General features: G+C 72.5%; 11 protein-coding genes. All 11 read left to right on the top strand.

The annotated features are described in order from the left end of the window. The first annotated feature begins 63 nt into the window (after positions 1 to 63). The 11 genes from ACH4DZ_RS22610 (at position 64) to ACH4DZ_RS22560 (ending at position 15559) form a co-directional block, all read left to right on the top strand. On the top strand, positions 64 to 738 hold the full coding sequence (locus ACH4DZ_RS22610) for a hypothetical protein (RefSeq protein WP_398289052.1): 675 nt from the start codon (positions 64 to 66) through the stop codon (positions 736 to 738). Further along, positions 735 to 1451 (top strand): hypothetical protein, encoded by a 717-nt coding sequence (locus ACH4DZ_RS22605; RefSeq protein ID WP_398289051.1) that lies wholly within the window; start codon positions 735 to 737, stop codon positions 1449 to 1451. The genes ACH4DZ_RS22610 and ACH4DZ_RS22605 overlap by 4 nt, the downstream gene beginning before the upstream one ends. Positions 1452 to 1460: 9 nt before the next feature. After that, positions 1461 to 1835 (top strand): hypothetical protein, encoded by a 375-nt coding sequence (locus tag ACH4DZ_RS22600; protein ID WP_398289050.1) that lies wholly within the window; start codon positions 1461 to 1463, stop codon positions 1833 to 1835. Further along, positions 1828 to 2967, top strand: a complete 1140-nt coding sequence (locus ACH4DZ_RS22595; RefSeq protein WP_398289049.1) for a hypothetical protein — start codon at positions 1828 to 1830, stop codon at positions 2965 to 2967. Before ACH4DZ_RS22600 ends, ACH4DZ_RS22595 begins: the two co-directional genes overlap by 8 nt. A 49-nt stretch (positions 2968 to 3016) precedes the next feature. Then, on the top strand, positions 3017 to 3553 hold the full coding sequence (locus ACH4DZ_RS22590) for a phage baseplate assembly protein V (RefSeq protein WP_398289048.1): 537 nt from the start codon (positions 3017 to 3019) through the stop codon (positions 3551 to 3553). Positions 3554 to 3692: 139 nt separating this feature from the next. Beyond that, entirely contained in the window at positions 3693 to 4046 is a 354-nt protein-coding gene (locus ACH4DZ_RS22585; RefSeq protein ID WP_398289047.1) for a hypothetical protein, read from the top strand. Next, entirely contained in the window at positions 4043 to 4429 is a 387-nt protein-coding gene (locus tag ACH4DZ_RS22580; RefSeq protein WP_398289046.1) for a GPW/gp25 family protein, read from the top strand. Before ACH4DZ_RS22585 ends, ACH4DZ_RS22580 begins: the two co-directional genes overlap by 4 nt. Further along, positions 4426 to 7833 carry a putative baseplate assembly protein gene (locus ACH4DZ_RS22575; protein WP_398289045.1) on the top strand — a complete coding sequence of 1136 codons (3408 nt, stop codon included), beginning with the start codon at positions 4426 to 4428 and terminating at the stop codon, positions 7831 to 7833. The genes ACH4DZ_RS22580 and ACH4DZ_RS22575 overlap by 4 nt, the downstream gene beginning before the upstream one ends. Then, positions 7830 to 11708 carry a putative baseplate assembly protein gene (locus ACH4DZ_RS22570; protein WP_398289044.1) on the top strand — a complete coding sequence of 1293 codons (3879 nt, stop codon included), beginning with the start codon at positions 7830 to 7832 and terminating at the stop codon, positions 11706 to 11708. Before ACH4DZ_RS22575 ends, ACH4DZ_RS22570 begins: the two co-directional genes overlap by 4 nt. Then, positions 11708 to 13855, top strand: coding sequence for a hypothetical protein (locus ACH4DZ_RS22565; RefSeq protein ID WP_398289043.1), 2148 nt, complete (start codon positions 11708 to 11710; stop codon positions 13853 to 13855). Before ACH4DZ_RS22570 ends, ACH4DZ_RS22565 begins: the two co-directional genes overlap by 1 nt. 96 nt (positions 13856 to 13951) lie before the next feature. Next, positions 13952 to 15559: a DUF6519 domain-containing protein gene (locus ACH4DZ_RS22560; RefSeq protein ID WP_398289042.1), complete on the top strand. Its 1608-nt coding sequence runs from the start codon at positions 13952 to 13954 to the stop codon at positions 15557 to 15559. The last annotated feature ends 3 nt before the right edge of the window (positions 15560 to 15562 follow it).

Raw genomic sequence — 15562 nt, 5'->3', positions numbered from 1 at the left:
TTCAGACCTTTCGCCCAGAACGGAGTTGTAGTGCGCCCCCTGTCACTCAGTGAACAGAATCATGTGAACTCGCTCGACGCGATCCTGGAGTGCGACGCCCTTGATGTCGACTTCTCCGACAAGGGTCCCATCCTGGAGAGGCCCGCCGAAAACCCGGACATCATCACCTTCTTCCAGGAATTCAAGGATGTGGCCCTGGGGAGCTCGCTGCGTGAATGCAATATCTGGTTTACGGAACTTTCGTGTCGTTGGCGCGCCAGGGAAGGCTCTCCCGAACTCGGTGGAGAATTCAGAATTCGGGATCTCTATGATTCCATTCTGCTGCCGGCTCCACAGTTCACGGCGGAGACCGCGAGCGAATGGGACCTGGAGATTTTTTCGCAGCTCCGGGTGATCGATTTTCCGCAGCATGCGGGAACAGGGCACTTCGCCGCCATCCGGATTCAGGATGACGTCGACCCGCTTGAGATGTGGTACTACGACATGCGCCTGAGTACTGCTCCGGGGCGCGACTCTGACCTGATCAGGATGGACTCCTCTTACTGCGAGTACCTCGACGCGCTGGTGCTTACCAAGGGTGTATTCGGTTGGCAGTACCTGTTCACTGATATCTCTTTGCAGGGAATCGTTTTCCGCGAAACTGTCGCGCGGCTGGAGAGGATGCTCGAACTGTTCCCCACCCTTTTTCCGGATCATGACTATGGTCCCCTGGCCGCCCGCCTGGAGGCCCGCCGATGACCCGCTACGCCGACATCCCCAAACCCATCCGCTCAGGAATAGTCGTGGTCGACCCCGACCGCGGGACACCCCAGCGGATCATCGTGCTGCAGTTCAACCCGGACACCCTCGAACGCTCCCTCTCGCCCCAGTCCGCGGGAGGCAGCGGAGACTCCGGCGGTGGGGGGAGCGGGTCCGGGGACCGCAATGAGGCCCTGCGGCTGAAAGGGCCTGCCCAGGAGACCTGGAAGTTCACCGCCGAGATCGATGCCACCGATCAATTCGAGGTCGCCGCGCCCGACGGCATCCACCCGCAACTCGCCACGCTCGAAATGCTGGTGCAGCCCACGACCCAGCAGCTGCGTGACGCCACCAAGCTCTCGCAGAAGGGGGCCATCGAAATCAGCCCGATCGAGATGCCGTTGACCCTCTTCACCTGGGGCAGCAAGCGTGTCATGCCCGTGCGGATCACCGAACTGTCCATCAATGAGTCGGCGTTCGACGTGAACCTCAACCCGATCAGGGCCTCGCTCAGCATCGGGCTGAAGGTCCTCACCGTCAGCGACCTGCCAGCCGGGCACCTGGGCGCCGACTTCTACATGGCCCACCTCGCCCAGAAGGAACGCCTCGCGGCAGCCGCCCGCCGCGGCAGCCTCGGCGGACTCGGCCTCACCGGCGCAGGCAGCTTCGGCACCGGCACAGGCACCGCGGGCACCCTGAGCGGAAGGGGCTGAGCAGCGGCCATGGCAGACATCGAGCCCTACGAGAACGCACTGGACGCCATCCCGGGCGCCCACCCCTACCCCCGCTCCAGCCGCTACCACGACGCCGAGATCGGTGTACACCGACAGGCGGACGGGACCGAAGTCCGGTACGTCAAGCGCCGGTTGCTGCCCCCGCTCGATCAGCTCGACCTGCTCGACGACGAGACCCGTCCGCACACCGTCAGCAGCGGCGACCGCCCCGACCTCCTCGCCCAGCGCTACTTCGGCGACCCCGCCCAGTGGTGGCAGATCGCCGACGCCAACCCCGTACTCGACCCGCGGGAGCTGACCGACGAGGCCGGCAAGGTCATCGAGGTGCCGCTTCCCGGCGGCAGGGGGGAGCGGCGTGTTTGACGTCCCCGTGGGCCAGGGCCCCGTACACATCACCCTCCGCATGGGACCGAAACTCACCCGCCCCGTCCCCGCCGAGGTCACCGAAGCGCTGCTCTCCGCCCAGATCACCGCCACCGCCGGCGAACGCAGCGGCTTCCAGCTCGCCTTCGACCTCACCAAGAACGGGATCATCAACCGCGCCCTGCTCCCGGAGGGCTTCTTCGACCCGAAGACCCGGATCATCGTCTCGGTGAGCGTCAAGGGCACCGCCGACGTGCTCCTCGACGGGCTGATCGTGCGCCAGGAGGTCGGCGCCAGCAACCAGCCGGGCCACTCCACGCTCACCGTCACCGGCGAGGACCTGTCGCTGCTGATGGACCTGGAGGAGCGGACCGACCGTTACCCCAACCTCCCGCCCTCCGACCGCGTCCTCGCGATCCTGCGCCGCTACTCCGACTACGGCATCCGACCCGATGTCTACAAGGAGAAGGTGAGCCAGCCCCCGCACCAGGACCTGCGCGTCCACTACCAGACGGGCACCGACCTCCAGTACGTCACCGAGCTGGCCCGCGCCAACGGCTACACCTTCTACCTGGAGCCCGGCCCCACCCCGGGCCGGTCGTCCGCCCGCTGGGGACCCGAGATCCGCCTCGGCATCCGCCAGCACGCCCTCAACGTCAACATGGACAACAACTCCACCGTCGACCAGCTGACGTTCTCGTACGACGGGACGGCGCGGGAAGAGCCGCAGGCCCGCTGGCAGGACCCGGGGACCCGCCAGTCCACGCTCCTGCCGCAGCCGCCGATCAGCCCCCTGCGCCCGCCGCTCGGCAAACGCCCCACCCCAGCCCTCAAACGCCGCACCCTCACCGGCACCGCCAAGCAGCAGCGCGAACAGGCCGAGGCCGAACTGCTCGCCCGGGCCGCCGTGTCCGCCGACGTCATCTCGGGTTCCGGCTCGCTCGACGTCAACCGGCACGGCTACATCCTCCAGCCCCGCCAACTGGTCGGCGTCCGCGGCGCGGGACGGGCGTACGACGGCGACTACTACGTCAAGTCCGTCACGCACAACCTGCGGCCGGGCTCGTACCAGCAGAACTTCACCGTCTCGCGGGAGGGGCTTGAGGCGCGCAGCGCCTACGTCAGGCCCTGACGCACAGCGAGACGTCCGGCAACACCCGACAGAGCAGGAGCAGTTCAGCATGGCGGCAACCGGTAATCGCTACCTCGGCAAGTTCCGCGGCCGGGTGGTGGACAACGACGATCCGTTGCGGATCGGGCGCGTCAGGGCCGAGGTCCCCGACGTCCTGGGCGACGAGCCGTCGACCTGGGCGCTACCCTGCCTGCCCTTCACCGGCCCCGAGTCGGGACAGTTCGTGGTGCCGGCGCCCGGCGCGGGCGTCTGGATGGAGTTCGAGCAGGGGGATCCCAGCTTTCCCATCTGGACGGGGTGCTGGTACGGCGCCGCCGAGGAACTGCCGCCCGACGCGCGCCGCGAACTGGCGGCGTCCTCGCCGAACAAGCCGGTCGTCGTGCAGACGCGGCTGGCGCACAAGCTCGTGCTGAGCGACACCGCCGGCGCCGAGCAGGGAATCCTGCTCCAGGCCCAGGGCGGCGCGTACATCCGCATCACCAAGGACGCCGTGGTCATCGCGACCGGCGCGGGCGCCGAGGTCGTACTGCGCGGCAAGGAAGTGACCATCAACGAGGGCCAGTTGACCGTGCTCTCGAAGCGATAGCGATAGCGACAGCGATAGCGACAGATACAGATACAGATACAGATACAGCGACAGCCATGGCCGAGGACGAGGCGGCAGCGATGGCGACAGCGACAGCGGTGGGGAAACGACAGTGACTGGAAGACGGGGGAACCATCAAGTGTCCAGAGCGACAGGGGCGTCCGGGGGCCTGCTCGGCGCAGGCGCCGTGATCAGCTGCCCGCACGGCGGGCGCGCCACCACCGCCACCACATCCGACTCCACCGTGCTGATGGACGGGCATCCCGTCGCCACGGCCGCACACGCGTACGTCGTCACCGGCTGCCCGCACACCGTCGACGGGGTGCCCGAGCCGTGTGTCTCCGTCCGTTGGACGGCCGGGAGCACCGGGGTGACGGCCGGCGGCTCGCCCGTCCTGCTCGACATCTCCGCGGCCGAGTGCTGCACGGCCGCGTTCGTGCCGCAGGGGCCGCCCGTCGTCCAGGCCGACCGGCGAAAGGTGACCGTCCGATGAGCCCACGCACCCGCCCCCGTACCGACATCGCGTTCCCCTTCAGGGCCGACCGCCGGGGCCGCACCGCGCACGCGCGCCACGACGAGCACGTACGCGACCTGATCGAACAGGTGCTGTTCACCAGCCCCGGCGAACGGGTGATGCGCCCCGACTTCGGCTGCGGACTGCTCGACCTGGTGTTCGCGCCCAACAGTCCCGAACTCACCAGCACTCTCGAACTGTCCGTGCAGGCCTCCCTGCAGCGCTGGCTCGGCGACCTCGTCGAGATCGAGGCCCTGGACGTGGTGGGCGAGGACGACACGATCCGGGTCCACCTCTCCTACGCCGTGCGCTCCACCGGGACGCGCCGCGACGACGTCTTCGAAGGGAGGGCCGCGGCATGACGGCCCCGGCCTCAGACACGACCCCGACCCCGACCCCGCCCGCGACCGCCTCCCGGCGGGCGAAGGCGAGAGCCGCCCAGCTCAACGGAGTCGACGCGGTGGAGGTGAGCGACGACGGGCTCACCCTCACCGTCACCTTCCTCGGCAAGGCCCCGCACGGCCTGTGCGCCGAGAACGTACGCATCGAGGGCGGCCGGCGCGTCGACGGCCTCACCGGCATCACCGTCGTCGACATCGGCGTCGAGCGCGAGGAGGACCCCGAACTCGACGACCGGCTGTACGTCACCCTCGACCGGGCCGGAGACTCCTCCCGCTACCGGCTCTCCCTGGTGGAGACCGACCCGTACGGGCGTCCCGGGACCGAGCCGTACCGCGGCTTCGATCAGCGCTACCACAGCGCCTCCTTCGTCTTCCGGCCCGACTGCCCGACCCCCTTCGACTGCAAGCACGGGCATGAGCTCGGGCATGAGCGCGGGCATGAGCACGGGCACGACCGCGAGTTCGAAAACGTGCACGAGGCCTCCGCGGTCCAGACGTTTCCCGAAGCGCCCGTCGTCGACTACACCGCCCGCGACTACGACACCATCCGCAAGCTGCTCCTCGACCGGCTCGCCCTCACCACCCCCGACTGGATCGAGCGCAACCCCGCCGACCTGGGCACGACGCTCGTCGAGATGCTCGCGTACACCGGTGACCAGATCAGCTATCAGCAGGACGCCGTCGCCACGGAGGCGTACCTCGACACCGCGCGCCGCCGGGTCTCGGTCCGCCGGCATGTGCGGCTCATCGACTACGCGATGCACGACGGCTGCAACGCGCGCGCCTACGTCACCGTGGAGAGCGAGGGCGACCACACGCTGCCCCCGGGCACGTACCGCTTCGCCTCCGTCGACGTCCGCTCCCTCGACCCGCACGACCGTCCGGCGCCCGGCACGGTCATCGGTGACGGAGACCTCGCCGACCTCGACGAGCGCGGGTCCGTGGAGGTCTTCGAACCGGTCGTGGCCGCCGACCCGCTGGAGCTGCGGTCCGCCCACAACGCGATCCGGCTGTGGACCTGGGGCGGCGAGGTGCGCTCCCTGCCCAGGGGTGCGACGGCCGTGACCCTGCGCGACGAGTGGCGCGACTCGGAGACCTGCGAGGGACGTCAACTCGCTCTGCGTGCGGGTGACTTGCTGGCCCTTGAGGAGGTGAAGGGGGCGCGCACCGGTACTCCCGGCGACGCCGACCCCGCCCACCGGCAGGTGGTCCGGCTGACCTCCGTCACCCCCGCCGTCGACCGGATCGAGGACCAGCCGGTCCTGGAGGTCACCTGGGCCGCCCAGGACGCGCTGCGCTTCCCGCTGTGCCTCACCACGCGCGGCGGACGCGGCTGCGCGCCGGTGGAGGACGTGACGGTCGCCCGCGGCAACGTCGTCCTCGTCGACCACGGCCGCTCACTGAACCCGCGCGGCGAAAGCCTCCCGGAGACGGAGACGGAGACGGAGGCGGAGACCGTGACGGAGACGGTGACCGTGACGGAGACGGTGACCGTACCGCCCGGTCCCGCCGTCGTCGGCTCCTGCGGCGCACCGCCCTTCGGCTGCCCCGAAAGCGACGAGCGCAACGCCCCCGCTCGGCTCATCAACTCCCTGACGGACAAGGCGGAGTGCGGTGATCCGCTGACCCCCGACGACCTCCACGAGCTGTTCGCCGTCATGGGCGAGGACGCGACCGTACGCGCCGGACTCGGCCTGGAACTGACCGGACGGCGCCCCGGCCGCAACGGGACCCGGAGCGAGGGGCGGGTCGTGCCGGGCACGGCGTACGCCCAGGCCGCAGCGCTGCGGACCCTGCTCGCCCAGTCCGTGTACCCGGGCATCGCACCCCGCTTCCGGCCCGTGCTCGGCCACGCACCCGTGACCCAGGCCGTGCCCTTCCCCGACCCCAGGGCCGTCGCCACCGGCCAGGCCGAGCGGATCGCCGCCATCCCGGGGCGCGTGGAGCAGCGGCTCACCGAACTGTGGCGCAGCGCCCGTGACCGCGACGGGCTCGGCGAACAGGAGATCGCCGAACTCACCGTGCTCTACGGCCTGAAGGTCCTGGAGCGGCTCGAACTGCGCCGCCACCCGGTCCGAGCCCTGCGCGAACTCCTCTTCCGCAGCGACCGGTTGCTCCATGCCAAGCTTCAGCGCGTCGAGGTGCTCGCGGCACGGGCCCGCGCGGGCACTGTCCTCGACGGACACATCGCCTGGGAGATCGCCCACAGTTGGGGACCCGCGTACGCGGACGGACTGCACCCGGGCGAACAGGTCCTGCGGGGCCCCGCCTCGGCGGCACTCCGGCACGACCCACGCCAGGCCCTGCCCGCCGTCCGACTGCACGAGCTGCACCAAGGCCACGGCGGCCACCAAGGCCACGGCGGTCATGACGGCCACGAGGGCCACAACAGCCGTCACGGTGACGGTCACAACAGCCGTCACGGTGACACGACCTGGGAGCCGCGCCGCGACCTCCTCGACAGCACCCCGCGCGACCGCCACTTCGTAGGCGAACTGCGCGACGACGGACGCCTCGCCCTCCGCTTCGGCGACGGCCGGCACGCCGCGAGGCCGACCCCCGGCACCCGCCTCGAACTCCGCTACCGGCTCGGCGGCGGCACCGCGGGCAACGTGGGCGCGGAGGCCATCAACCACCTCGTGCTCACCGCCGACTGCGAACGACCGCCCGTGGCCGGCGTACGCAACCCGCTGCCCGCCGCCGGAGGCACGGAACCCGAACCGGTCGAGCAGGTACGCCAGTCGGCCCCGCTCGACCTGCGCCGCACCAGGCTGCGCGCCGTCACCGCGGACGACTACGCGGCCCTCGCCGCCGCCCTGCCCGGCGTCCAGCGGGCCGCCGCCGCGCTCCGCTGGACCGGCAGCGGCCAGGAGGCCCACATCGCCGTGGACGCGTACGGCACCGGGGAACCCTCCGCGGGCCTGCTCGCCGAGGTGACCCAGGCCCTGGAGGCGTACCGCCGCATCGGCCACGACCTCGTCGTCGGCGCCGCCCGGCCCGTGCCGCTCGACATCGCGCTGCGGGTCTGCGCCACCCCCGGCCACCAGCACGGTCAGATCCTGGCCGAGCTGTACCGCGTACTGGGCCGGGGCCGCCTCCCCGGCGGGCGGCTCGGCTTCTTCCACCCGGACGCGCTCACCTTCGGCGAACCGGTCCGGCTCAGCCGCCTGGTCGCCGTCGCGGCCGCGGTGCCGGGTGTGGAGAGCGCCCACGTCACCCGGCTGCGAAGGCAGTTCCACGAGGACCGAGGAGAGAGGGAGGACGGCGTGCTGCGGCTCGGCCCGCTGGAGATCGCCACCTGTGACAACGACCCCGACCGACCGGAGAACGGCCGGCTGACGATATCCCTCGGAGGTGCCCGATGAGCGACGACTGCACCTGCGGCGGAGCGTGCGGCGACGGACACGGGCCCGGTGGCGGCACCGGGTGCGGCTGTGGTTCCGGTGACGGCGCCTGTGGTGGCCACGACGAGCGCCTCGCCCCCGCCCCGCTCCACAATCCCCCCGGCCGCACCGCCCTCGACCACCGCGTGGGCGACCACGGCTCCTTCCTGGCCGCCCTGCTCGACCGGCTCGCCTCACCCGCGTACCCGGCGCTGCGAGGGCTGACGGTCCGCACCCCGGACGACCCGGCGATCGGCCTGCTCGACGCCACCGCCGTCCTGGGCGACCTGCTCACCTTCCACTCCGAGCGGATCGCCGACGAGGCCTACCTACGCACGGCCGACGAGCACCGCTCCCTGGTGCTGCTGGGCCGGCTGGTCGGCCACCGGCCGCGTCCGGGCGTCGCAGCCGCCACCCATCTGGCGTACAGCCTCGAACGGGATCCGCGCGCCGAGACCCTGCCCGTGGTCATCCCGCGGGGCGCGCGCAGCCACAGCGTGCCAGCGTCCGCCGACGAGGAGTCGCAGACCTTCGAGACGAGCCGTGACCTGACGGCCCGCTGGGACTGGAACGAGCTGAAGGTCCGGCGCCGCCGCCCCTCCCTCGTCACCCCCGAGGACCTGGAGCGCCGGTCCGCGCTGTTCGTCGAGGGCACGGCCAACTCCCTCGCCGTGGGCGACCAGTTGCTCTTCGTCTTCGGCGAACAGGCGGGTGCCCGGCGGCTGCTGCTGCCCGTGGCGAGCGTCCGCGTCGACCGGGACGACGAGATCACCGCGATCGGGCTGCCCCGGTCGGCCCCGCCCACCTTCCGGGAACTCGTCGACGAGGTACGGCGCTGGATCACCGAGCCCCAGGCCCCCGGCGAGCCCGGCGACGAACCGCCCACACCCGAGGTGCCCAACCCGCGCCCGGTCAGCCGCCTGATCGACGACCTCGACGACCAGGTCCTCGCCCCGCTGCGCGCGGACCTGGACGGCATCGGCACACCCGAGAGCCTCGCGGCCCGCCTCGCCGAGCCCGTCGCGCGCCTCGGCGAGGCCCAGGTCCTCGCGACACCGTACGAGGACGTGTCGGCCTGGTTCGAACAGCTGGAGGCCGTACTGGCCGAACTGGCGGAGCGAGCGCTGGAGTTGGCCCCCTCCCAGCCGGTCCCTCCGGAGGAGGGGGCGGGCTCGGCGGCAGCAGTGGCGCGGAGCGCGCCGGCGTCGGCGACCGGCCGTCACGAGGCCGCCTTCCAGGCCCTCGGTGCCGTCCTGCCCGCGCTCCGCGGCAAGGCACCGGCGCCCACCACGCGAGCGACCCGCACCCGCCGCCCCGGCGCGGACACGGCCCGCCTGCTCTCGGTCCTCGACCCGGGCCTGAGCGGCCTCTATCCGGCCTGGCGCACGGCCGCCGCCCCCGGCACCCCACCGCTCCTGCGGGAACTGCTCGCCCTGCGCGTGACCACCGCCCCCTTCGGCGCGACGGCCCCGCTCAAACCCGTCCAGGACGACCGCGGCCGGGTCATCCGCACCGCGGACTGGCCCCTCACCGGCGCCGGCCTGGTCAGCATGCGCGTCGTGTTCGACACGGCGGGCAAGGTCCCGGTGCGGGCGGAGTTCCAGTACGTCGAGGGCAGCAGCTCCGACCAGCGCGCGGAGAACCTCCCCGTCCCCGTGCCGGTCACCTTCCGGCTCGGCACGGGCGAGGTGGACCTGTCCACCCACGCGGGTCAGGACCGCGACCCGAACCCGCCCACCGGGCGGCCCACCGACTCCCAGGAGCCGGGCGTCACCGCCGTGTTCCGTGCGGGCCTGCCCGAACGCACCCTGTTCGTGTCGCGCCCCGACGAGGACGGCCTGGTCCGGGTGGGCGTCCACAACGGCACCACCGAACAGGTCACCCTCCGGCCCGGCGTCCCGGAGCAGTTCACCCACGGCGAGTACGAGGTGAGCCTCACGTACACCCTGGGCAGCGCCGCCCCGAACGTCGAGGTGGTCATCGCCTCGAAACCCGCGCCCGCCAACCGCCGTCTGCTCCAGCTGGACTCGGTGCGCGACGGCATCACGGTCGGCAGCTGGGTGGCGATCCAGCGCCCCGCCAAGGGGGCCGAGGGAGGCATTCCGGGAGATCCCGCCCTCGCGTACGTCACCACGAAGGTCGTGTCGGCGCGGACGGCCGCGTACACCAACTACGGCATCACCGGCCGGGGCACCGAACTCGTCCTGGCCGACCCGTGGCTGGACGAGTTCGACGTCCTGCTCTCGCACATCCGCGACACCACCGTGCACGCGGCGGGCGAACCGCTGCGCCTCGCCGACGAACCGCTCGGCGAGGACGTGCACGGCAACGAGATCGAACTCGCCGAGCTGTACGACGGGTTGCGGCCCGGCCGCACCCTGATCGTCGAAGGAGAGCGCAGCGACCTGCCCGGCGCCACCGCCGTACGGGCCACCGAGGTCGTCACCGTCGCCGCCGCCGAGTCCGCGATCGATCCGCGGCTCCCGGGCGACCACGTCCACACCGAGCTGACGCTCACCGCGGACCTCGCGTACCGCTACCGCCGTGCCGGCGTGCGGATCCTCGGCAACGTGGTCGAGGCGACACACGGTGAGTCCCGCGACGAGGCGATCGGCAGCGGCGACCCGGACCGGGCCAGCCAGACGTTCGCGCTCTGGCAGTCGCCCCTCACCTGGCTCGCCGACGACAACCCGCTCGGCGCCACCCCCGTCCTGGAGATCAGGGCCGACGGCGTGCTCTGGCACGAGGTCGACAGCCTCGCCGGACGGGGCCCGCGCGACCGCGTCTACATCACCGGCAGCACCGCCGACGGCCGGACCACCGTGACCTTCGGCGACGGCGTCCACGGCGCCCGCCTGCCCGGCGGCCACGAGAACATCCACGCCCGCTACCGCTTCGGCACGGGCCGGGCCGCCAACGTTCCCGCGGGCCGCGTCACCCAGGCCCTCACCCGGCCCCTGGGCGTCTCCGCGGTCACCAACCCGCGCCCGGCCACCGGCGGAGCGGACGCCGACGGGCCCGCCCTGACGCGCCGCACGATCCCGCTCGCCGTCTCGGCCCTCGACCGGCTGGTGTCGGAGGCCGACTACGAGGACTTCGCCCGCTCCCGGGCCGGCATCGGCCGGGCCGCCGCGCGCGAACTCTTCGACGGCCGGCGGCGCGTGCTGCACGTGACCGTCGCCGGCACGGACGACGTACCGATCGGGGGAGCCGGAGCCGGGACGGGAGCCGGCGACGGCGGCGACTCGCCCCTCCTGCGGTCCCTGCGCGCCGCGCTCACCGAGTACGGCGACCCGAACCTCCCGGTCCGCGTGGACGCCCGCGAACTCGTCGCCCTCCTCGTGTCCGCGAAGGTGAAGGTGTCACCCGACCACTCCTGGCAACTCGTCGAACCCCGCCTGCGCCAAGCACTCCTGCGCGAACTGGGCTTCGAAGGGCGCGAGTTGGGGCAGCCCGCCCGTCTCTCCGACATCCTGGCCACGGCCCACCGGGTGCCCGGTGTCGACTACGTGGACGTCGACGTCTTCACCGGCGTACCCGCCTCCACCACCGCCGGGGAGCTGACAAAGCTGCTCGCGAACCCCGGCCTGCCGAAGGCGACGGTCCCGGCGCGCGGAGCCACGTACGACGAGAGGACCCACACCGTCCGAAGAAAGGACGGCGAGACGCTGTCGGAGATCTGCGCCCGGTACGGCGTCCCGCTCGCCGAACTCCTGCGCCTCAACCCCGACATCACCGACACCCGCCGCCTGGCGAAGGGCCGCTCGGTGTACGTCTTCCGCGGTATCCGCCCCGCCCAGCTCGCCCTGCTGTCGCCGAGGGCCGCGGACACCCTGATTCTGACGGAGGTCAACTGATGTCCAGGGAACCGGACGGACTCGCCGAGCTGCTTCCCCAGTGGCACCGGCTGCGCGACGCCCAGGAGGGCGAACCCCTGCGCGCCCTGCTCGCCGTCATGGCCGAACAGCTCGACCTCGTACGCGAAGGGGTCGAGCAGGGCTACGAGGACCTGTTCGTCGAGACGGCGGCCCCCTGGGTGCTGCCCTACCTCGGCGACCTGGTCGGCTACCGCACACTGCCCGGGTACGAGAGAGTCCTCACCACCGGTCTGCGCGGCGGGAGTTCGGCCGCGCTCACCGAGGCCGTCGCACCCCGCGCCGACGTCGCCGCCACGGTCGCCGGCCGCCGGCGGAAGGGCACCCTCCACCTCCTCGAAGAACTCTCCGAGAACGTGGCCGGCTGGCCCGCACGCGCCGTCGAACTCTCCCGCCACCTCTCCCACCAGCAGCCCGTGAAGCTGTACGAGGCCGGAACCGATGCGGCGGGGCGCGGCGCCCGCGGACGGCTCGCCGACCTCAGGGACGGCTCCGCGCTCGACCTGGCGGGCGGCCCCTTCGGCGAGGTGGCCCGCTCGGCCGACGTACGCAGGGCCGACTCCCGCCACCGGCAAGGGGGTTGGACCCCGGCGGGCGTCGGACTGTTCGTCTGGCGGCTGAAGGCGCACTCGCTGACGTCGTCACCCGCGTACTGCGTCGACCGGGCCCGCAACCTCTACACCTTCTCCATCCTCGGCAACGACACCCCGCTCGTCACCAAGCCGGTCCCCGAGCCCTCGCCCCACCACATCGCGGAGATCGACAACGTCCCGGCGTTCATCCGCCGCCGTCGCCTCCACGACCGCCTCGCCGACCACTACGGCCCCGGCAAGAGCTTCGTCATCCGGCGCGACGGCGAGGACCGGCCCGTGCCGCCTGCCGACCTCGTGGTCGCCGACCTGTCGGACTGGCGCTACCGCCCCAAGCGCGGCCAGGTCGCGGTCGACCCGGAGCTCGGCCGGATCGCCTTCGGCGCACGGACCGCGCCCCGCAAGGGCGTCTGGGTCGACTACCACCACGCGTCCGGCGCCGACCTGGGCGGCGGCGAGTACGTACGCGACCGCGAGCCCCGCCCGGACGCCACCGTGTTCCGGGTCGGCCCCGGCCAGACCCACCGGCAGATCATGGACGCCTACCGGGCCTGGCAGCACGACCGCCGGGCGGGCCGCTGCGGCCCCGAGGGCATCATCGAGATCACCCACAGCGGCGCCTACCAGGAGCAGCTGGACTTCGACCTCGACCCGGGCGACCGGCTGGAACTGCGCGCCGCCGACGGCACCCGCCCGGTGATCCGGCTGCTCGACTGGTACAGCAACCGCCCCGACGCCCTGAACATCCGTGCCGTCTCCGACGACTGCGCGCCCGGCGAGCGGCCCCGGATCGTGCTCGACGGGCTGCTCGTCACCGGCCGCGGCATCAACGTCACCGGCCCGATGGGCGCCGTCGTCGTACGCCACTGCACCCTCGTGCCCGGCTGGTCCCTGGAGCCCGAGTGCGACCCCCACTCGCCGGAGGAGCCGAGCATCGTCCTGGAACGCACCACCGCGTGCCTCCAGATCGAGCACAGCATCCTCGGCACCATCGAGGTCATCGGCGACGAGGTCTCCGAGGAGCCCCTCGACATCCACCTGCGTGACAGCGTCCTGGACGCCACGGCCGACGACCGCGAGGCCCTCTCCGCCCCCGACTGCCGGCACGCCCACGCCGTCCTGCACCTGCACCGCACGACCGTGATCGGCGAGATCCACACCCACGCGGTCCGCATCGCCGAGAACTCGCTCTTCACCGGCCGCCTCCACGTGGCCCGCCGCGGCATCGGCTGCCTGCGCTTCTCGTACGTCCCCACCGGCTCCCGTACGCCCCGCAGGTACCGCTGCCAGCCGGACCTGGCGGGCCCCGGCCGGGCCTCCCGGGTACGCCCGCGGTTCACGTCCACGCGCTACGGGACGCCCTGGTACGGGCTGTTGGCCGACCGGGTCGCGGAGGAGATCCGGCGCGGCGCGGAGGACGGGGCCGAAATCGGCGCCTTCCACGACCTGTACCGGCCCCAGCGCGAGGACAACCTGCGGGCGCGGCTCGCGGAGTACACGCCCGCGGGAACGGACGCCGGGATCTTCTTCGTGACGTAGACCCGACCGCGGCGCCCCGCCCCACCCCTCTCCGCCCCACCCTTCTTCGCCCCACGACTTTGTGAACCGTACTTTCCGACCAGGGGGACCCCCTTCATGCACGCAGACCTCTCCCGCTCCACCTTCCGCCCGGAGCGGCACTACTCGGCGGTCATAGTCCAGCAGGGCCGCGTCCAGCTCGACGCCGACGCCAACGAACAGACCGCGATCCAGCTCCACCAGGCCCGCGCGCTCACCACCGACCTCATCGGCCCGCACGGCGGACCGCGCGACGCGGCCGGCTTCCGGATCGAGTACGTCGGCGGCAAGCACGACATCGACACCCTCCACATCCACGGTGGCCGCTACTACGTCGACGGCATCCTGTGCGACGCGGACCGCCCGGCCGCCGGAGTCCCGGTACCGGACGAGGACGCGGAGGACGGCACGGCCGGCGCGGACAGCGCGGACACCGGCGGGCAGGACACCGCGCAGCCGGCCCCGCACTGGACCTACTGGGACCAGCCGGACGGCTTCCGCGATCCGGAGAAGCCCGGCGACCGGCTCCCCTCGCCCGCCCGGGCGCCCTTCGTCGCCTACCTGCAGGTCTGGGAGCGCGCGGTCACCGCGGCCGAGGACCCGACGCTGCGCGAGGTCGCGCTCGGCGCGGCGATGCCGGACACCGCCGCCCGCGCCAAGGTCGTCTGGCAGGTCCTGCCCCTGGCGCTGGCCGACCTGCAGATCGAGGCCCCCGACCCGTCGAGGGAGACGGTCCGCGAGGCCTTCACCCGCTGGGCGGGCAGGCAGGCCCTCTCCTCGGCCCGCCTCGCGGCCCGCGCCGAGCGCCCCGGACACGCGGACGAGGATCCCTGCCTGGTCAAGCCGGACGCGCGCTACCGGGGCCCGGAGAACCAGCTGTACCGAGTCGAGATCCACGCGGGCGGCGAGGCGAAGGACGCGTCGTTCAAGTGGTCGCGCGAGAACGGTTCCGTGGTCTTCCCGGTGGACGAACTGGACGGCACCTGGGTGGAGTTGGCGTCCCTCGGCCACGACGACAAGCTGGACCTGGACGTGGGCGACCGCGTGGAGTTCACGGACACCGCGTACGCCTCCCGCCTCGAACCCCTGCCCCTGCTGAGGGTCGAGGAGCTGGACCTCCCCGGCCGCCGCGTACGCCTGTCGGCGGAGCCGGAGCCGGGCGTCGGCCGGCTGCCGCACCTGAACCCGTTCCTGCGCCGCTGGGACCACCACGAGGGGCCGCGCCGCAAGGGCCGCACGACCACCCCGCGGGGCGGCGCGGTTCCTGTCACGGAGGGGGAGTGGCTGCCCTTGGAGGACGGTATCGAGGTGTACTTCGCCAAGGGCGGCGCCTACCGCACCGGCGACCACTGGACCGTGCCGGCCCGCACCGCGACCGGCGGCGTCGAATGGCCGGTCGACGGCTCCCGCAGGCCCCTGCTCCAGCCCCCGACCGGCATAGCCCGCCACTTCGCGCCGCTGGCCCTGGTCAAGGGCGAGGCGGGCGCGGTGGACCTGCGCCTCGCCTTCGCACCTCTCGCCACCGACATCCCGGCGGCGGACGAGGCGACGCTCGCGGCGGAGACCAGGGCCCGCGAGGAGGAACAGCGGGCAGAGGCCGCCGACCCGTCGGGGGGCAGGTCACAGACCACCGCGGAGGCGGAGAACGCCGCAGACGCCGACGCCGACGCGCAAGGAGACAAGTAACCC

This window comes from Streptomyces sp. NPDC017991 (assembly GCF_044328075.1).
In the GTDB taxonomy this organism is placed as follows: Bacteria; Actinomycetota; Actinomycetes; order Streptomycetales; family Streptomycetaceae; genus Streptomyces.
This window is presented reverse-complemented; position numbering and strand designations above follow the sequence as displayed.